This is a genomic window from Halomonas hibernica, assembly GCF_013183775.1.
In the GTDB taxonomy this organism is placed as follows: domain Bacteria; phylum Pseudomonadota; class Gammaproteobacteria; order Pseudomonadales; family Halomonadaceae; genus Vreelandella; species Vreelandella citrativorans.
Genome location: NZ_VIFN01000002.1, coordinates 267,451 through 286,219, shown reverse-complemented (window position 1 = coordinate 286,219; position 18,769 = coordinate 267,451). Strand labels below are relative to the sequence as shown.

Below are 18,769 nucleotides of genomic sequence, written 5' to 3'. Positions count from 1 at the left end.
AGCAAAATAGAGACAAGCGAACATAAGTGCAAGAACCTACTAAAAAGTGCAATACCCACCAGAAGGTAAGTATGACTGATCGAGATTGGCGTTGCGAAGACCCTGAACAGCAGCTCGTTTGGGCTTCCGCAACCAGCGAAGCCTTACGAGTGCTGGAAGGAAAATGGAAAATTGTCATTATCATTCAGCTGTTTGCGGCAAAAAAACCGTTACGCTTTTCCGAGCTGGAACGTCGCGTCGACGGTGTCAACCAGAAGATGCTCATACAACAGCTCCGACAGCTGGAGAAAGACGGCATTGTGACAAGGACGATTTATCCGCAAGTGCCGCCAAAGGTGGAGTATACGTTGACCGAGATGGGCATCGCGCTCGGCCCTTCTCTGGAGGCACTGATTGACTGGGCCTTTATGCGTCGCGAAGCCCTTGGCAAATGATTTGAGAAGGTAGATAAGAGGCGAAACGACTCTTACATAGGTGTCTACCGGTCCATTTTTTTCCTAGTTGATAAATATCACTCGGTTTGAAGGGAGAGAATCCGTAACCCAGAATGTCCTTCTGATTAAATGAAAAAGCTGGTCGACAATACGAAACGGATTGGTATTCAACTGAAGGTGGAGAGGCGCATGCTGGGTGCCAAAGACAGCTAGCAATATATTGCAGGTGAAGTATGACCCGCACGAGCCTTTGTTTCGGAATGAGCACTCATCCCTCATTAACACCTGAACATAGGCGTTATATCAGTGTCACCTAAAAGACTGCTCTTGGCCGGGTAACGACGGCCCGAAATAGGCCGTCGTTTATCCTCATCAAACTTCTGTCTGTTCTGCCATTTCCAACGCATCATCTACCTCTATCCCTAGATACCTGACGGTGCTTTCCAGCTTCGTGTGTCCCAGGAGCAGTTGCACTGCCCTCAAGTTTTTCGTGCGGCGGTATATCAGCGAAGCTTTTGTACGACGCATCGTGTGCGTGCCATAAATTGATGCATCTAGACCTATTTCGGTAACCCAGGCTTTCACAATACGGGCATATTGCCGCGTTGAGAGATGCTTTGCGCTATTGATTCGACTGGGAAACAAGAAGTCCCCGCTCCCGAGCTGAGCAAGCTGTATCCAGTCGATAATAGCGATGCGAGTTTGCTCGGTAATTTCGAATTGGACAGGTCGATGTGTCTTTTGCTGCATCACAATGGCTCTTGGGGATATGCACGTACCATGGGCTATATCCCGTATTCGTAAATTGACGAGGTCGCAGCCTCGTAATTTGCTATCGATGGCTAAATTGAAGAGGGCGAGGTCTCTCGTCTTTTGGGCAAGCTGTAGGCGAACACGGATGGCCCAGATATCTCGAAGACGCAGAGGCGCCTTCTGCCCAACCAACTTGCCTTTATTCCAAGGTGTGGGTGTACAGGAGATTTCTGTCGAGACGTTCATGGCATTTTCCTCCATCGGGTGGAGGTCAAAGAATGGCTCAATACAAGCTCGACATGTGCTAAGGTTAATTTACAGTCGGGGGTCGACCCAAAGCAGCCTTTTAGGAGCTTTGTATATCCGCTCAAAACGTCTAGTTGGGTGCTGGATAGCCAATCACATGAGAGCTGATAGCTATTGGCCGTTACCGGCAGTCAGCATGCCGTAAAGAAATTGCGTAAAGATTTCTATGGTAAGAAAACGTAGATTTTTTCTAAAGTATCGTTAATAATTGTCGATATAACAAGATATGAACCAATAAATCCCGCTATGAAGAGGTTATGTAATGCTTAAATCAATGTTGAAGATCGCACAAAATACAATTAACTCAAGAACAGGAAGTGGGTATCGCCAAATTTATTTAAGCCGATACCCACAGGACGAGCATGTCTGTGCTGGGTGCAAAATGACTTTCCCTACTTCCCGTATTCAAGTTGATCACATCATTCCTCAAAAACATGGAGGAAGCAACGCCATAACCAACTTACAAGCCATGTGTGCTCCTTGTAACAATGCTAAAAGGGCTAAAATAGACCAGCTTTCTCTTCAGTACTCAGGAGCGGCCCTGGTAAGAGAAATCAAAAAATTATAGGAGTGATAAAATGTCAGAAAGTATATTCTACAATGGCGAAAATTCGACGCTCGTGAAGAGCGTTGATGCTAGTGATTTTTTAAAAAGGATAAGTATTAGCTCAAATAAATTAAGCAGCATCTCCATAAAGGAGTTTGAAAAAGGGAATGAGACGCTTTGGCTGTTAGAAGAAGAAGGAATGGTGTTAGCTATTTGTAGGCCGCCACCACGCGAGCCAACGGAAATACATAATCCTGTTCATAAAGAAATGGCTGAGACTTTCGGCGAAGTGATAGAGGTTTTAGGGAAGAAAGAGTTTGAAAACATATTTGAGATTTTTTCATTTGACGACCGGCTTGAAGAAGCTTTTTCTTTAATAAGGGAAGACTACACAAAAAAGGCCGGCGAGATTGAAGAGCCAATAGATTTAGATTGTTTGTATTATTTGGGTAGAGAGTCTGACGGAAAAATATACCTTTACGACAATCAGGGGAAAATATTGGTATATGCTTACGATCATGAAATAAATGATACGTCCCTGCTTGCTGTAGAAGGGCAGCCCTCTGATACATTCTATTACTCAAGCAGCTTTAAAACAGTCGCTGGAGTTTTGTGTAAGTGTATAAGTCAAGAGTAGTAAGAGATGATAATTTTTAGAATACTTCTTTTTTTTGCCATAAACTATGCATTCTTATGGCTTCATGTTTTCGTCTTTGTTGCGTTTTTTGTTCTTCTTGTAATAACCATACCTCTACATTTGGCTTATATAGGTAGCTCTTTGCGCCGCCTTAAGTCAGGTTGAAGGATAAAGTGCTATCATGTCAGGCTTGAACCTGCCTTATGCATCGTGAGAGGTGTGATTAAAAGTATATTGGCTAAAAATCTTAGGATTACATCCAGTGAATCCCTAAAGCTGGCTTCACCCAATCGGTGAAGCCAACTGCATATTCATTAATAAAATAACTCACTTATTTTCCAATTCTTTCATTATTCTTCTATTGTTTTCCATGGATAAGACGGGATGAAGCCATGCAGAGGCTGTATGCAGCCTATCCGCTGGGCACCATGACGTAGTATGCCATTCAACATTAGCATGAATGCCAACCAGGCTTAGTATGTAAAGAAAACGAAGGTTTCTTTACATCAGGGCTCACTAAACGTCCGCTCTTGGCCGATAGCTGAATTACCCAGCATCTCACTCACCACCAGAGGTGCACAAAACTGGTAAGGTTAAGTGCATTTACGTGACTGCTTACCAAGGATTTGGCATGGCGAATTCCCAACCATTCATTACGTCGATGCGTTTCTACGACGACCACGCCCATCAATTGCTTGACCAGTACCAGTCGCTAGGCTTTGAAAATGTCCATGGCGAGTGGCTGCATCAACTCCCTGAGCAAGTCGGCTTAGCACTAGACGTTGGCGCTGGAAGCGGGCGCGATGCTAAAGCGCTTGCAGAGCGTGGTTGGCAGGTAATGGCAGTAGAGCCAGCAGAAAAGCTGAGAACGTTAGGGCAAATGTATACGCACGAAAGGGATGTCAGTTGGATTGACGATACTTTGCCTGCTTTAAATTGCATCCGTCAGCTTTCACAGCGCTTTCAACTGATTCTGGTATCAGCGGTGTGGATGCATTTACCACCTAATGAACAGCAACGTGCTTTGAGGGTTCTTAGCTCCCTGCTTGCGCCGGGTGGGCTTATGGTAATCACCTGCCGTGAAGGCCCGGATAGCAATGAGCGCCAGCTTCATTCGGTCAACATGAGCATATTGGATAGCTGGGCTCGTGATCTGGCGCTACTCCCCGTGCAGGCAAGTCATAGCGACGACCAACTTGGCCGCCAGGGTGTTGCTTGGCATCTACGTGTTTTCAGGCTACCTGATGATGGCACTGGGGCACTGCCTTCCCTTCGGCATATTATCGTTAATGATGACAAGGCATCTTCTTACAAGCTCGGTTTGCTACGCACACTGACACGCCTTGCCGATAGCGCACCTGGCATAGTGATTTCACGAACAGAAGAATGGGTGACAGTGCCTCTGGGAGCAGTAGGTCTCTTCTGGATAAAGCTGTATCGTCCCTTATTGATAGAGCGTGATTTGCGCCAATCTCCCGGCGAGAAGGGGTATGGTTTCGCTAAGGATGATTTCTATCGCTTAAAGCAACTATCGCCACATGATCTGCGCATTGGCTCAGCCTTTTATGATCCTCAATGTGCTGCCACCGTCATGCGAGCAATCCGCGATGCCTGCCAAACAGTTCTAAAGATGCCTGCTCACTTCACCACCTGGCCCGGCAGCCAGCGGCCTGTGTTTGATGGAAGTTATCAAGGGCTACGTATACGCGAACAGGCCGTTCGACTTGATAGCGCCACGCTGGCTTCTTTCGGAATATTTCGTATTCCTACCTCACTATGGGACTCTATGAGCCGCTACGCCTGCTGGATCGAGCCCGCCATTGTTCATGAGTGGGCTCACTTAATGCAGCGGTATGACACCACCTACGATATCGGCACATTGCATCTCGCCTTGCAGTGGCAAGAAAGTCGCCGTGACACACAGCAGGCGCGGCAACTGGTCACTCAACGTTTACATGAACCGGCTCCACTGTCTTGCGTCTGGTCACAAAATGAACTGCACAGGCGAAATTACGCTATCGACCACTGCTTTCCCTGGTCACGCTGGAACAACAATGATCTATGGAATTTGCTGCCAGCGACAGCAAAAGCCAATCAATCCAAATCGGATCGACTGCCTGCAGCTCAAGTGATGCAAAAGGCTAAACAGGACATTATGCACTGGTGGCAATATCTCGATGCCAGTACAGTCTGTCAGCAATTTCGTGATGAAGCTGCCGTAGCACTGCCGCTTGCCACGCCAACGTCTTCTCTGGATGGAATTTTTAACAGCGCATTACTACAACGCCAACGATTGAAGGCGAATCAGCAACTTGCGGAATGGATGGGAGTGCACTGATAAGCCTGTGACACACCTTGTGTCAGGTAAGAGCTAAAGGTCATTAGCTTGATGACAGTTATTAGATCAAATGTTGATGAGCTTGGCACACTGATGACACAGATTTGACACACGCAAAACAAAAGGGCCTACGCGTTAACGTAAGCCCTTGATATTATGGCGCGCCCGGCAGGATTTGAACCTGCGACCCTCGGCTTCGGAGGCCGATACTCTATCCAACTGAGCTACGGGCGCATTGGGTGCGTATCGTACCTGTGCGGGCGTGCTGTGTCTAGCCGCGCGGCGGCTTTACTGCTCGCTTAATTGACCGTTTTGCCTCGTGTGATGCATGCTTTGCAGGCACTTTCCTTTATTACACATCCGGAACCTATAAAAATGAAAACATTCGCACAACATACGCTGGCACTCTCTGTTTCCTTGGCGTTTTGTAGCTCAGCCTTCGCGGCTAATTTTGACGATATGGACCCCGTGACCCTGCGCTTGGCGCACGTGGTCAACGAGCAGGATGGCTTTCATATCGCCGCCACCAAGTTTGAGGAGTTGGTGGAAGAACGCACCGACGGCAAGGTGATCATTGATATCTACCCCAATGCTTCATTAGGCGATGAGCGTACGTTGTTGGAAGGCATGCAGATTGGCACCGTGGATATGGGGCTGATTACCAATGGTCCGGTAGCCAACTTTGTAGAAGAGATGGCAGTGTTTGAGCTGCCCTTCCTGTTCCCGTCCCCTGAGGCGGCTTACGGGGTTTTGGATGGCGAAATCGGCCAAGAGCTTTTAGATAAGCTTTCCGACGTTAACCTGAAAGGCCTGGCCTACGCCGAACGCGGCTTTCGCAACCTGACCAATAGCGAGCGCGCAGTGAACACGCCGGCCGATATGGACGGCCTGCGCATTCGTGTGATGGAGAACCCGGTATACACCGATACCTTCCGCGAGTTGGGCGCCAACGCCATCCCGATGGCTTGGACCGAAGCACTCACGGCGATGCAGCAGGGCACCATCGACGGTCAGGAAAATCCGGTAAACGTGGTCTACTCCTTTAAGCTGGGCGAAACACAGAACTATATGACGCTCTCGCGCCATACCTATGCCCCGGCTATTTTTGTGATGGGCATGTCGGCCTGGAACCAACTGCCGGAAGAAGCACAGGCCGTTTTGGAAGAGGCTGCCCAGGAAGCCGCCGAGTATGAGCGTCAGGTTAATGCCGATATGGAAGCCGAACAGCTAGCCGCTCTGCAGGAAGCCGGTATGGAGATTAATGACTCGCCTGATATTGAGGCCTTCCAAGCTGCGGTGGTGCCGGTGTACGAGAAGTACGGCCAGCAGTTTGGCGACTATCTGCCACGCATCCAAGAAGCACTGGCGGAGTAAGCCACGCCTCACCAGTTGATTGATTGATGACCCCAACAGGCTACCTCACGGCGGCCTGTTGGCTGAATGCGATGACTAACCAAGTGCTCAGGCCAGAATTTTTCCGGGGTTAAGCAGCCCTTTAGGGTCCATTGCCTGTTTCAGGCGCATCATCAGGGCGATCTCTTCTGGTGAGCGTGAAAGTGTCAGGTAGTCGCGCTTTTCCAGGCCCACCCCGTGTTCAGCGGAGATCGAGCCGTTGTATTTCACCAGCGAGCCGTACACCAACTCTTCGACCTGACGCCGGGCATCCTGGCTGGCGTCACGCACCGTGACGATGATGTGCAGGTTGCCATCGCCCAAGTGGCCAAACACGACCAGCTCGCAGGTTTCTGGCCATTGCGCCTTCAACTTGCCTTCCAGTGCCGTTACGTACTCATCCATGTGGGTGATCGGCAGGCTAATGTCGTAGGAGAACATCGGGTCAAGCGCGTGCACCAGGGTTTCGATATCCTCGCGCACGGCCCAGATACCTTCGCGCTGGCTGCGGGAACTGGCCAGCACGGCATCTGTGATCAGCTCTGCTTCGAGGGCTTTTTCCAGTACGTTTGAAAACGCTTCGGCATCTTTCTCATCGTCCGAGCCAAGCGTTTCAATAATGGCGTAGAACGGCGAGTCGTTGGCCAGCAATGCGGTGTGTTTGGTCGTTGCGCAAGTCATCAACGCGTAGTGATTGTTCCATAGCGCTTCGAAGGCACTCAGGCTGTTGGCAAGCTCTTTGGAGGCCATATTTAACAGCGATGTCAGCGCGTCGAACGAGGGCACCGCGACGAACGCGGTCTGCTCGCTGGGCATATTCGGATGCAGGCGCAGCACGGCCCGGGTAACAATCCCCAAGGTGCCTTCGCTACCCATAAACATCTGCTTTAAATCGTAACCGGCGTTGTTTTTCAGCATAGTGTTCATGGAACTGACCACGGTGCCATCGCTGAGAACCACTTCCAGCCCCAACACCTGCTGGCGCATCATGCCGTAGCGAATTACCCGAATGCCGCCCGCGTTAGTGGCGATGTTACCGCCAATGGTGCAGGAACCGCGCGCGCCCAAGTCCAGCGCAAACTGCATGTCAATCTCTTGAGCGGCTTCCTGAACATGCTGCAGCGTCACGCCCGCCTGTACCTGCATCGTGGAACCCACGGCATCGATATGCTCAATCTGGTTCATTAGCTCCAGCGACACAACGAGTTCGTCTGGGCTGGCAACGGCGCCATGCACGACGCCGGTTAATCCACCGTGGGTGACCACCGGCTGATTGGCATCATAACAAAGCGTCATGACCTGGCTGAGCTGTTCAGTGGATTGCGGTCGAATAATTGCTTTTGCCTGACAAGACGCTTTGGTGAACCAGTCGACACTGCGCTGGGCAACATCATCACCCAGCAGTACGCCTGTTTTTCCTACGATGTCGGTAAGGCTATTAATCAGCGTGTCCATTCTCTGTTCCTGTCAGGGCCGGTCGGTGCGCGGCGTGAAGCCTGGCTATGTATTTATGCGTAGGCAGAGAGGCTATCGCCAACCGTGTATTTGCTCAAGGCTACGATCTAAAACGTTTTTTATTGCCAGCGTGGTTTTCCGGTAGGCTCTACGACGAATGACGGGATTACAATCAATTATTTGTTCGCTAAAACCAATATGGTATAGATGACGCGCTGATTAAGGCCTCCCCCTCTACACTATAAAAAACAGATCATTCCAAGGAGATAACGTGGATAACGTCCCCTCTTCCCACATGCCCCGCCATTTACTTAAACGCGCTACACGGGCGATTGCCTGCATAATGAATAGCGACGACAGCGCCCCAAGTGCGCCGGCATACCAAGAGCTACTTGGCGAACAGTTCAGTAACCGCCTTCCTCGCATCCAAGAGGCACTGCTGTAACGTGGCCACTTTCTCTCAACCTTTATTGGCACTATTAAGAGGCATAGAGCGCGGTCTGGATACGGTTCTCCAGCCGGTGGTCTTTGCGGGCATGGCGGCCTTGATCGGCGTGATTACGCTGCAAATTGTCTCTCGCGTATTTTTCACCGCCTTTGGCTGGACCGAAGAGGTCGCCCGTTTTCTGCTCATCTGGATTACCTTTCTAGCCGGCACGCTGGCCTTTCAGCGCGGCCATCATATCGCCGTTACCTTTGCCGTCGACGCGCTTCCCGCTCGTTTACGCCAAATAGCACGAATACTGGCGGTGATGGTGGTTATCGCTTTTATGATCACGCTGGTAGTGATCGGCTATCGCTACATGCAGGTACAGAGCTTTCAGAAATCCGCCTCGCTGCGCGTGCCGATGTCGTACGTGTATGCCGTGATGCCGATCAGTGCGGCCATCATGGCCTGGTATGCGTTGGTCGATCTGCTTGAACTGGTGCTTGAAGGCAAACCCTCGCAACCCATGGGAGAACAGACACCATGACCATGCTGCTATTTGGCCTGTTCTTCCTGTTTATGCTAATGGGCGTGCCGATTGCCTTTGCGATTGGCGCAAGCACTCTGTTTGCCCTGTACCAGTCGGGCGTGCCGCTGATGGTGGTGACCCAGCAGATGTTTCAGGGCATCAACTCCTTCGCGCTGGTGGCGATTCCCATGTTCATCCTGGCCGGAGACTTAATGGCCCAAGGCAAGGTGAGCGAACGGTTGGTGAGTTTTGCCGATTCGCTGGTGGGCTTTATGCGCGGCGGGCTTTCGATTGTATCGGTTATGGCGGGCATGTTCTTTGCCGCTATTTCGGGTTCGGGGGCAGCCACTACGGCGGCGGTCGGTTCAAGCCTGGTGCCGGAGCTTAAGCGAAAGGGCTACGACCCCGCCTCGGCAGCTAGCCTGATTGCCGCCAGTGGCACGATTGGCGTGGTCATTCCGCCCTCGGTGCCCATGATTATCTATGCGGTGATTGCCCAGCAATCGGTATCCAAGCTATTTTTAAGCGGCTTTTTGCCCGGTTTGGCCATGGGCTTGGGGCTAATGGCCATTGCTATCACCCAAGCCTATAAACGCCAGTACCCCAAGGGCACGCCGCTATCTCTGGCCACCATCTGGCGTACGTTGAAAGCTGCTAGCTGGGGGCTGATGACGCCGGTGATTATTCTGGGCGGCATCTTTTCAGGCATTTTCACGCCTTCCGAGGCGGCGGTGGTAGCCGTCAACTATGCGCTGCTGGTGTCGCTATTCATCTATCGTGATTTAACCCTGCCCCAGGTGTATCGGCTGCTGATCCGCTCAGCCATCACCACTGCAGTGATCATGCTAGTGATTGCCATGTCGGCGGTGCTGAGCTGGACGCTGTCTAGCTGGCAGGTGCCTGGTGCTATCGCGCAATCGGTGTTGTCGCTCTCCACCAACCCGCTGATTATCATGCTGCTGGTGGTCGCCGTCATCCTGCTGACCGGTGTGTTTATCGAAACGGCAAGCGCGCTGATTATCTTAACGCCGGTGCTGCTACCGCTGGTGCTGCAGTTGGGGATCGATCCGATCCACTTCGGTCTGATTATCGTGGTAGGGCTCTCGATAGGCATGATCACGCCACCCGTGGCGATCAACCTGTACGTTGCATCTTCAGTGACACAGCTACCGCTTGAGCGTATAACACGCGCCATCGTGCCTTATCTGCTGGGGCTAATCGGCGTGCTGCTGCTAGTGGTCTATGTCCCCATATTCATGGGGTGGTCGGGAAATTAATATCGTTCAGATATGCTCTTCAAGGGAGCCTGCCCGGCTCCCTTTGAACCTCGTATTTATCAGCACGCCGCCATTCATGCACAAGGTCACAGGAAACGGCCACCCTTTTGAAACGACTTTCTAAACTGGCCAGGGGACACGCCAAACAGTTGATAAAAGCAGTTTCTAAAGTGCGAAATACTCACAAATCCTGTCGCCACGGTCACCTCTGCTATCGGTTTATTTGTTTGCTGCAATAGCTGCCGCGCCCGTGTTAAGCGTAACTCCATGTAATACCGCGAAGGGCTAGCGACAATATAGCGGCAGAACAATCGCTCTAGCTGGCGCCGCGAAATACCCACCCAATTGGCTATTTCAACAATAGATAACGGCTCTTCAATATTGTTTTTCATCAACTGAAGGGCTGTTTTAAGCGTTTCTGGTAACGTATGGTTTTGATCAACGTTAATCGTTGAAATGTCTGGCAGCTCTATTTCTTTGTCACAGCTGAGCATTTCCTCAACCGCACTGGCTACCTGGTCACCGCAATCGGCTCTAACCACTTCTAGCATGAGACTTAGGGAGCTGCTCGCGCCCGCGCAGCTTAATCTCTTTCTATCCACAACGTAGCTTCGAGCAGAGATAGTAACGTCTTGAAACTCCTCAGCCATCATGGCGCGTCCGTCAGGATGGTACGCGCACTGATAGCCACTCAACAGACCTGCGTCTGCAAGAAAGTAGGCGCCATTCCATAAACCACCCAATACAACGCCGTGACTATCTGCCTTTCTTAGCTTATTACGCACAAGCGCTGAGGATTGCGCTTTAACTCTCAAGCCACCACACACTATCAATACATCTACTTTTTCGTTGGAAAGATCAAAATCCGCAAGAGATGCATCCGCGTTAATTTCAATCCCCAAGTCTGATTGCACAGCGGCGCTGCCATTACCGACAACCCTTATGTTGTAAGTGGTCGTTGCGTTCATCAAATTCGTTGTTACCAACGCATCAACAGCACCTGTAAATGCCATCATGGAAAAATTTTCCATCAACAAAAAAACGACTGTTTTCACTTTTGCGGGCACTGCCAGCGTTTGTTCTGGTGGTAAATAGGCCATATTTTTATTTTTCAACAAGCTACAAAACTTATCTTTCATATATTCCCTCAACCTGACCACGACGACGGTGCAAAAGGGGGCATTTTCAAGATACCAACATAACCTGAAAGGTAATCAATTGGCATCGCATCACTGCTGGCCAGGATAAGTGTGCAAGGAATTGTTAGCTATCCTATGGTCGCCCATCGCCATTCATGAATATAAAACCGTGCATGAAGCGTCAATAAGGGCGCTTTAAACATGCTTCTATCATGTTTTCCGCGATTGGCAGCTGATGATTGTTATCATTTATATCGTACCGGGTTGCTTCTTTGATGGCATATCGCTACTGCTAATGACGCTGCCTATTACGTTTCCCATGATCACAAGCCTGGGGTTTGATCCCATCTGGTTTGGCATCATTTTATGGATTACCAGCTACTAAACGCTCCTCCATCCAACGCTCCAGGATGAGCAAAACGGCCCGCTCTTGTGTTGAGGGCGGGCCGTTGAGTTTATTATGCAGGGGCTATAGGTTTGGGTTATTGATCGCTGGATAAGCGAAGTTCTGCTCTTCATGCACCCTGGTGTTTAACAGAGCACTCATTTTTTTGCCATGAGCACATCCTCGGGCCGCATCACCTCACCACACTGACTTGGGCTATAACCCGGCAGGCGCTTGACCGCTTCCTGAAAGGGCTCACCCTGCAATGCCTTCAGAAAGGCACATAGCCGTGGTTCTTCTAACGAACGGTGATGGCAGGCCAAAAGATAGTCTTCGATAGCCAGCGGTAAAAAATCAAGCCCAAACTTTTGAGCGGCAGCCTCGACACCAAAGCCGCAATCAGCCATGCCAGCGGCGACGTAAGCAGCTACCGCAGAGTGGGTAAACTCCTCTATTTCAAACCCACGAATCTTTTTGCTGGAAACCGCCGCCTCTTTTAACAGGCAGTCCAGCAGCGAGCGCGTGCCTGACGAGGCCTGGCGGTTGACGAACCGCACGGACTTATCCGCCAGCGATGCGACCCCCGTGATACCAAGCGGATTACCCGGCGCCACCATCAGCCCCTGAGTCCTGGCGATAAAGCCAATCACTCGGTGCTGGCGTGGCTTTAAAAGCGCCTGGTAAGTATCGCGTACGCGCTCGCCGACCTTGCCACGCGGCAGATGAAAACCCGCCACATCGCAACTGCCCCGGTGAAGGGCCGTTAACGACTCTTGCGGGCTGCAGTACTGTAAGTCCAGGGGTGTTTCGTGCAGGTATTTGGGAAGTAGCTCGACAGCAAAACCATGGCTGGCGTGCAGCCGCAACACCGATAGCGCCCCTTGCTGCTGCTGTTGAATCGCCAGGTTCAGCTCAGAGCCCAGGCTTTCCAGCTGCGGCCCCAGGCGGGCAATCGCACGCTGCTCGGCCCACAGTAACTTTTCACCTAGCAGTGAAAGCCGGGCGCCGCGCCCACGCTGCATCTCCACCAGCGGTACGCCAAAGAACTCCCCACCCTGGCGCAAAAGGTTCCAAGCGTGGCGATACGAGATGCCGACATCGCTTGCGGCGAGCGTGAGCTTTCCTCGTCGATAAACCGCTTCAAGCAAGCGAAGTAGGTGTATATCAAGCTGATTCCCCGCCTCATCACGAAAGCACCAAGAGGGGATAACGCTGATTTTTTGCATGGCTTTTTTCATAGGCATAATCTTTCATATTTTGTACTTATAGCGTTGATGCTAGCGTTGCACTGACCGTGGTGCACGCTCTTTTTAATACATCGCTTAAAATAGGCAGAGCTGTGCATGTTTACTAAATAATAAATCAGCACCAGGAGAGACATGATGAATGAGTCTCGAGAATGGTCGTCGCAGTCGATTCAGGCCGAGATCAATGCGCTACGCCACAAACCAGGCGCGTTGCTGCCGATTCTTCATGCCCTCCAGGACCGCTTCGGCTTTATTCCTCCGGATGCCGTGCCTCTCATCGCCGAGTCATTACAGCTGACCAGCGCTGAAGTACACGGGGTCATTAGCTTTTATCACCACTTTCGGACCGCACCGCCGGGTCGCCACGTGGTGCAGATCTGTCGCGCCGAGGCATGCCAGGCCGTCGGCGCGCGCCAGCTTGAGGCTCATGCCAAAGCGCGCCTGGGCATTGATTACCACCAGACCACCAGCGACCGCGACATCACCCTTGAGGCCGTTTACTGTCTGGGCAACTGCGCCTGTGGCCCCTCCGTTCGCGTGGATAATGGCGTGTGCGGTCGGGTAACGCCTGAAGCTTTCGATGCATTATTGGATGAGCTGCAAACCAGGCCGCTGGAGGTGATCGCATGAGCATTCGTGTTTTCGTACCCCGAGATACCACCGCGCTGGCGCTGGGCGCCGATGCCATCGCCAACCGGCTGGCACGAGAAGCCGCTGCCCGTGGTGAATCCATTACGCTGGTGCGCAATGGCTCACGCGGGCTTGCCTGGCTTGAGCCACTGGTTGAGGTGGAAACACCCACCGGCCGCTTTGCCTATGGCCCGGTGGCACTTGCCGATATCCCCGCGCTGCTGGACAGCGGCATGCTGCAGGGCAGCATCACCCATTCATTGGCCCTGGGGCCAACCGAAGAGATCGATTACCTCGCTCGCCAGCAGCGCCTGACGTTCGCCCGTATTGGTATTACCGACCCACTCTCGATTGAAGATTACCGGGCGCATAGTGGGTTTCGCGGTCTGGAGGCAGCGCTGCAAAGCGCGCCACAGGACATTGTTGAGGAAGTAAAAGCCTCTGGGCTGCGCGGGCGCGGTGGGGCGGCGTTTCCTACTGGCATCAAGTGGCAGACGGTGCTGGACACACCGGCCGATCAAAAGTATATCGTCTGCAACGCTGATGAAGGCGACTCCGGCACCTTCGCCGACCGGTTGGTGATGGAGTGCGACCCCTACCTGCTGATTGAGGGCATGACGATTGCCGGGCTTGCGGTAGGCGCAACCCAAGGCTATATCTACCTGCGCTCAGAATACCCGCTGGCCAAGGAGATTCTTGACGAGGCCATCGCCCATGCCGAACAGGCCGGTTATCTGGGTGAGAACCTGTGTGGCAGTGGCCGCGTTTTTCATTTGGAAGTGCGCTTGGGCGCTGGGGCATACATTTGCGGTGAAGAAACCTCGCTGCTCGAAAGCCTGGAAGGCAAACGCGGCCTAGTACGCTTCAAGCCGCCGCTGCCCGCTATTGAAGGACTATTCGGCCTTCCTACCGTGGTTAACAACGTGCTTTCGTTGGCAGCAGTGCCGTTTATTCTTGCCGAAGGCGCCGAGGCCTACGCCACCCACGGCATGGGCCGCTCCCGGGGCACTCTGGCGCTTCAACTGGCGGGCAACGTCAAACGTGGCGGGCTAGTAGAGCTAGCCTTCGGCACCACGCTGCGCACCCTAATGGAGGAGTTCGGTGGCGGCACGTTAAGCGACAAACCGCTGCGTGCCGTGCAGGTGGGAGGCCCGCTGGGCGCCTACCTGCCGGAGTCCCAGTGGGACTTACCGCTGGACTACGAAGCCTTTGCCGCCGAGAGCGCGGTGCTGGGCCACGGCGGTGTGGTGATGTTTGATGAGAGCGTGGATATGGCCGAACAGGCGCGCTTCTCGATGGAATTCTGCAAGGTGGAGTCCTGCGGCAAGTGTACGCCATGCCGTATCGGCTCAACCCGTGGCGTGGAAGTGATTGATCGTATCCGCGCCGACCAAAACCGCGAGGCCAACCTCGCCCTGCTCCATGACCTCTGCGAAACGATGGAGGATGGTTCGCTCTGTGCCATGGGGGGCATGACCCCCTTCCCGGTGCAAAGCGCCCTGAACCACTTCCCTGACGATTTCCAGCGGGCCGCGAACGGAGACAGATCATGATCGGACACTTTGACCCCAAACAGTACACCAGAAGCGCTGCCCACGATAAAGACCTGGGCACGCCTTTCCCAACCGGTACGGCGCTGGTGAACCTGGAAATTGATGGTATTACCATCACGGTACCGGAAGGCACTTCGGTACTGCGCGCAGCGGCACTGGCCGACATCAATATTCCCAAATTGTGTGCCACCGACAGCCTGGAGCCGTTCGGCTCTTGCCGGTTATGCGCCGTACAGGTAGAGGGCCGCCGTGGGCTGCCAGCCTCCTGCACCACCCCCGTGGTGGAAGGCATGCAGGTGACCACCCAGAACGAGCGACTCGCCAAACTGCGCCGCAACGTGATGGAGCTGTATATCTCTGATCACCCGCTGGACTGTTTGACCTGCCCGGCCAATGGCGACTGCGAGCTACAAGACATGGCGGGCAGCGTTGGTCTTCGCGAGGTACGCTATGGGTTTGACGGTGAGAACCATCTTCAGGCCACCAAAGATACCTCCAACCCCTACTTCAGCTTCGACCCCAGCAAGTGCATCGTCTGCTCCCGCTGCGTGCGCGCCTGCGAGGAGGTGCAGGGCACCTTCGCCTTGACCATCGACGGTCGCGGGTTTGATTCCAAAGTGGCCGCGGGACAAGACGAAGCGTTTATGGATTCAGACTGCGTTTCGTGTGGCGCCTGTGTACAGGCCTGCCCGACCGCCACGCTGATGGAAAACAGCGTCATTGATCACGGCGTGCCGGACCGCAGCGTAGTCACGACCTGTGCCTATTGTGGCGTGGGCTGCTCGTTTGAAGCGCAGATGAAAGGTGACAAGCTGGTGCGCATGGTGCCCTACAAGGGCGGCGACGCTAACCACGGCCACTCGTGTGTGAAGGGGCGCTTTGCGTTCGGCTACTCTTCTCACCCGGACCGCCTGACCACGCCGATGATCCGCGACAGCATCGACCAGCCCTGGCGCGAGGCCAGCTGGGAAGAAGCCATTGGCTTTGCCGCTAATCGCCTAAAAGCGATTCAGGCCGAGCATGGCCGCGAGAGCATTGGCGGCATCACCTCATCGCGCTGCACCAACGAAGAGACCTACCTGGTGCAGAAACTGATTCGCGCAGCGTTTGGCAACAACAACACCGATACCTGCGCACGCGTCTGCCACTCGCCCACCGGCTACGGCTTAAAAACCACGCTGGGCGAATCCGCCGGTACGCAGACCTTTGATTCGGTGATGAAAGCCGACGCGATTATCGTGATTGGCGCTAACCCCACCGACGCCCACCCGGTATTTGGCTCGCTGATGCGCAAGCGCCTGCGTCAGGGCGCGAAGCTAATCGTCGCTGACCCACGCTCTATCGATCTGCTCAAAACGCCTCACCTGAGCGACGCCCAGCATTTGCCGCTGCGCCCTGGTACCAACGTCGCGCTGATCAACGCACTTGGGCATGTGGTGGTCACTGAAGGTCTTGAAGACAAGGCGTTCGTGGCTAGCCGCTGCGACACCGAAGCGTACCAAAGCTGGCGTGCGTTTATCGCCGACCCGCGCCACTCTCCGGAAGCCAGCGAAGCGATTACCAGCGTGCCCGCCGAGGCTGTACGCCAGGCAGCGCGCACCTACGCCACCGCTGGCAACGGCGCTATTTACTACGGTTTGGGCGTCACCGAGCACAGCCAAGGCTCCACCATGGTCATGGGGATTGCCAACCTGGCCCTGGCCACCGGCAATATTGGCCGCGAAGGCGTGGGCGTAAACCCGCTGCGTGGTCAGAATAACGTGCAAGGCTCCTGCGATATGGGCTCCTTCCCGCATGAGTTGCCGGGCTACCAGCACGTGGCCGACCCGATTGCCCGTGGCCGCTTTGAAAGCGTCTGGGGCGTCAAGCTCGACGATGAACCGGGGCTGCGCATTCCCAACATGTTTGATGCCGCCATCGAAGGAACTTTCAAGGCGCTTTACGTGCAGGGCGAAGATATCGCCCAGTCTGACCCCAACACGCAGCACGTTGAGGCTGCGCTGCGTTCGCTGGACTGCCTGATTGTTCAGGATATCTTCTTGAACGAGACGGCCAAATTCGCCCATGTACTTCTACCGGGTTCCAGCTTTTTGGAGAAGAACGGCACCTTCACCAACGCCGAACGGCGCATTAACCGGGTGCGCAAGGTCATGCCGCCGCTGGCTGGTAAGCAGGATTGGGAAATCACCCAGGACCTGGCCAACGCGCTGGGCTACCCGATGCGCTACACGCACCCGTCTGAAATCATGGACGAGATCGCCCTGCTAACGCCGAGCTTTACCGGGGTGAGCTACGAAAAGCTGGAAGCCTATGGCAGCCTACAGTGGCCGTGTAATGCCGAGCATCCTGAGGGGATGCCGACCATGCACGAAATCAACTTCCCCATTGGCCTCGGGCGCTTTGCGATTACCGAATACGTGCCCACTGAGGAGCGCGCTACCCGCCGCTTCCCACTGCTGCTCACCACCGGACGGATTCTTAGCCAATACAACGTGGGTGCCCAAACTCGCCGCACCGACAACCAACACTGGCACGACGAGGACATACTGGAACTGCACCCCAGCGATGCCGAGCTGCGTGGCGTGCGCGACGGCGACTGGCTCGGCATTACCAGCCGATCAGGCCATACGGTGCTCCGTGCACAGCTGAGCGAGCGAATGCAGCCGGGAGTGGTCTACACTACATTCCATCATCCCGGTAGTGGCGCCAATGTGATTACTACCGATAATTCGGACTGGGCCACCAACTGCCCTGAATACAAGGTTACCGCCGTGCAAGTAGAAAAAGTCAGCCAACCCTCCGCGTGGCAGCAGCGTTTCTCCTCCTTTGATGAGGCCCAGCGTGGCCACCTGGCAAAGGCGCAGCAGGAGGCGTCATGAGTGAAGTGCGTGAATGCGACGCACGCACACAGCCGCCTGCTGCCCTGACACGCCAGCCGGTTGAGGTTCACAGTAGCGCGGCCTATTGGCGCGCTACTGTGCAGGAGGATGCACTGGCGCTAGAGGTGCCGGTAGCGATGGTTTACAACGGCATTTCTCATGCAGTAATGATGGCAAGTCCTTCGTATCTTGAAGATTTGGCCCTGGGGTTCAGTCTTTCTGAAGGCATCCTGGCCCATCCTCACGAGTGCTACGACCTTGAGCTTCATGAAGAGGCTCAAGGCTTGGCCGTTCATCTAAGCATTGCCAGCCAGCGGCTGGCCGAACTTAAGCAGCGCCGCCGTAGCACAACCGGACGCACCGGTTGCGGACTGTGCGGCACCGAAGCGTTGGAGCAGGCCATTCGACCCATCCCTACGGTGAGTGCGCCACACCTTGACGACACAGCCATTCAGCATGCGCTCTGTACACTGGACGACCATCAGCCTCTAAAGGAAGCGACAGGCGCCGTGCATGGCGCGGCCTGGTGCGATCTGCAGGGGCGCATTCAAAGAGTGCGCGAAGACGTGGGTCGTCACAACGCACTGGATAAACTGATCGGTTCGCTGGCGCATGATAACGTGCCGCTCCAGCAAGGCTTTGTGATGGTCTCCAGCCGAGCCAGCTATGAAATGGTACACAAGTGTGCAAGCGTTGGCATCGGCGCGCTGGTTGCCGTGTCGGCAGCCACCGCCCTGGCCGTTCAACAGGCGCAGGCAGCAGGCCTTCTGTTAGCAGGTTTTGCACGCCCAGGCCGTCATTTAATCTATCACCGCCCTGTCTCTGCAAAGGACTGAGCCCT

The 18,769-nt window shown here is 53.9% G+C and carries 16 protein-coding genes, 1 tRNA gene and 1 pseudogene; 13 read left to right on the top strand and 5 right to left on the bottom strand.

The window, feature by feature from the left end; all coding sequences use genetic code 11:
• The first annotated feature begins 71 nt into the window (after window positions 1-71).
• The gene (locus tag FKN99_RS05625; RefSeq protein ID WP_172116974.1) at window positions 72-434 is read left to right on the top strand and encodes a winged helix-turn-helix transcriptional regulator; all 363 of its coding nucleotides are present in this window, start codon (window positions 72-74) and stop codon (window positions 432-434) included.
• A gap of 372 nt (window positions 435-806) precedes the next feature.
• On the opposite strand, the gene FKN99_RS05620 is transcribed toward FKN99_RS05625, so the two are convergent.
• A complete protein-coding gene (locus FKN99_RS05620; protein WP_172116973.1) occupies window positions 807-1,433 on the bottom strand; it encodes a tyrosine-type recombinase/integrase in 627 nt (208 codons plus the stop codon).
• Between the two features lie 322 nt (window positions 1,434-1,755).
• On the opposite strand from FKN99_RS05620, the gene FKN99_RS17760 reads away from it, so the two are divergent.
• The 3 genes from FKN99_RS17760 (at window position 1,756) to FKN99_RS05605 (ending at window position 5,015) form a co-directional block, all read left to right on the top strand.
• Window positions 1,756-2,061 (top strand): HNH endonuclease, encoded by a 306-nt coding sequence (locus FKN99_RS17760; protein ID WP_216657977.1) that lies wholly within the window; start codon window positions 1,756-1,758, stop codon window positions 2,059-2,061.
• Window positions 2,062-2,071: 10 nt separating this feature from the next.
• A complete protein-coding gene (locus tag FKN99_RS05610; protein WP_172116972.1) occupies window positions 2,072-2,677 on the top strand; it encodes a hypothetical protein in 606 nt (201 codons plus the stop codon).
• 631 nt (window positions 2,678-3,308) lie between these two features.
• On the top strand, window positions 3,309-5,015 hold the full coding sequence (locus tag FKN99_RS05605) for a class I SAM-dependent methyltransferase (RefSeq protein ID WP_172116971.1): 1,707 nt from the start codon (window positions 3,309-3,311) through the stop codon (window positions 5,013-5,015).
• A gap of 157 nt (window positions 5,016-5,172) precedes the next feature.
• Here FKN99_RS05605 and FKN99_RS05600 read toward each other — a convergent pair.
• Window positions 5,173-5,249 (bottom strand) — tRNA-Arg (locus FKN99_RS05600).
• 141 nt (window positions 5,250-5,390) lie between these two features.
• Between FKN99_RS05600 and FKN99_RS05595 the strand changes: the two genes are divergently transcribed.
• A complete protein-coding gene (locus FKN99_RS05595) occupies window positions 5,391-6,389 on the top strand; it encodes a TRAP transporter substrate-binding protein (RefSeq protein WP_172116970.1) in 999 nt (332 codons plus the stop codon).
• Window positions 6,390-6,476: 87 nt separating this feature from the next.
• Here FKN99_RS05595 and FKN99_RS05590 read toward each other — a convergent pair whose 3' ends face one another.
• Entirely contained in the window at window positions 6,477-7,862 is a 1,386-nt protein-coding gene (locus tag FKN99_RS05590; RefSeq protein ID WP_172116969.1) for an FAD-binding oxidoreductase, read from the bottom strand.
• 271 nt (window positions 7,863-8,133) lie between these two features.
• Between FKN99_RS05590 and FKN99_RS05585 the strand changes: the two genes are divergently transcribed.
• Genes FKN99_RS05585 through FKN99_RS05575 form a run of 3 tightly spaced genes read left to right on the top strand, consistent with a single transcriptional unit; the run spans window position 8,134 to window position 10,095 of the window.
• Window positions 8,134-8,307: a hypothetical protein gene (locus FKN99_RS05585; RefSeq protein WP_172116968.1), complete on the top strand. Its 174-nt coding sequence runs from the start codon at window positions 8,134-8,136 to the stop codon at window positions 8,305-8,307.
• A 1-nt stretch (window position 8,308) separates the two neighbouring features.
• Window positions 8,309-8,836 (top strand): TRAP transporter small permease, encoded by a 528-nt coding sequence (locus FKN99_RS05580; protein WP_172116967.1) that lies wholly within the window; start codon window positions 8,309-8,311, stop codon window positions 8,834-8,836.
• On the top strand, window positions 8,833-10,095 hold the full coding sequence (locus tag FKN99_RS05575; RefSeq protein ID WP_172116966.1) for a TRAP transporter large permease: 1,263 nt from the start codon (window positions 8,833-8,835) through the stop codon (window positions 10,093-10,095). Before FKN99_RS05580 ends, FKN99_RS05575 begins: the two co-directional genes overlap by 4 nt.
• 86 nt (window positions 10,096-10,181) lie before the next feature.
• Here the strand turns inward: FKN99_RS05575 and FKN99_RS05570 are convergent, their stop codons facing one another.
• Complete coding sequence (locus tag FKN99_RS05570) at window positions 10,182-11,234, bottom strand: GlxA family transcriptional regulator (protein ID WP_172116965.1); 1,053 nt, start codon at window positions 11,232-11,234, stop codon at window positions 10,182-10,184.
• Window positions 11,235-11,466: 232 nt separating this feature from the next.
• Between FKN99_RS05570 and FKN99_RS05565 the strand changes: the two are divergent.
• Window positions 11,467-11,601, top strand: a pseudogene (locus FKN99_RS05565) (TRAP transporter large permease subunit); the annotation flags it as partial.
• Between the two features lie 176 nt (window positions 11,602-11,777).
• Here FKN99_RS05565 and FKN99_RS05560 read toward each other — a convergent pair.
• Window positions 11,778-12,845: a substrate-binding domain-containing protein gene (locus FKN99_RS05560; protein ID WP_172117038.1), complete on the bottom strand. Its 1,068-nt coding sequence runs from the start codon at window positions 12,843-12,845 to the stop codon at window positions 11,778-11,780.
• A gap of 156 nt (window positions 12,846-13,001) precedes the next feature.
• Between FKN99_RS05560 and FKN99_RS05555 the strand changes: the two genes are divergently transcribed.
• From FKN99_RS05555 to fdhD, 4 genes are read left to right on the top strand one after another with little or no spacing between them, the layout of a single operon-like run.
• On the top strand, window positions 13,002-13,496 hold the full coding sequence (locus FKN99_RS05555; protein WP_172117037.1) for a formate dehydrogenase subunit gamma: 495 nt from the start codon (window positions 13,002-13,004) through the stop codon (window positions 13,494-13,496).
• Window positions 13,493-15,049, top strand: a complete 1,557-nt coding sequence (locus FKN99_RS05550) for a formate dehydrogenase beta subunit (RefSeq protein WP_172116964.1) — start codon at window positions 13,493-13,495, stop codon at window positions 15,047-15,049. Before FKN99_RS05555 ends, FKN99_RS05550 begins: the two co-directional genes overlap by 4 nt.
• A complete protein-coding gene (fdhF, locus tag FKN99_RS05545) occupies window positions 15,046-17,928 on the top strand; it encodes a formate dehydrogenase subunit alpha (protein ID WP_172116963.1) in 2,883 nt (960 codons plus the stop codon). The genes FKN99_RS05550 and fdhF overlap by 4 nt, the downstream gene beginning before the upstream one ends.
• Window positions 17,925-18,764 carry a formate dehydrogenase accessory sulfurtransferase FdhD gene (gene fdhD / locus FKN99_RS05540; RefSeq protein ID WP_172116962.1) on the top strand — a complete coding sequence of 280 codons (840 nt, stop codon included), beginning with the start codon at window positions 17,925-17,927 and terminating at the stop codon, window positions 18,762-18,764. The genes fdhF and fdhD overlap by 4 nt, the downstream gene beginning before the upstream one ends.
• The last annotated feature ends 5 nt before the right edge of the window (window positions 18,765-18,769 follow it).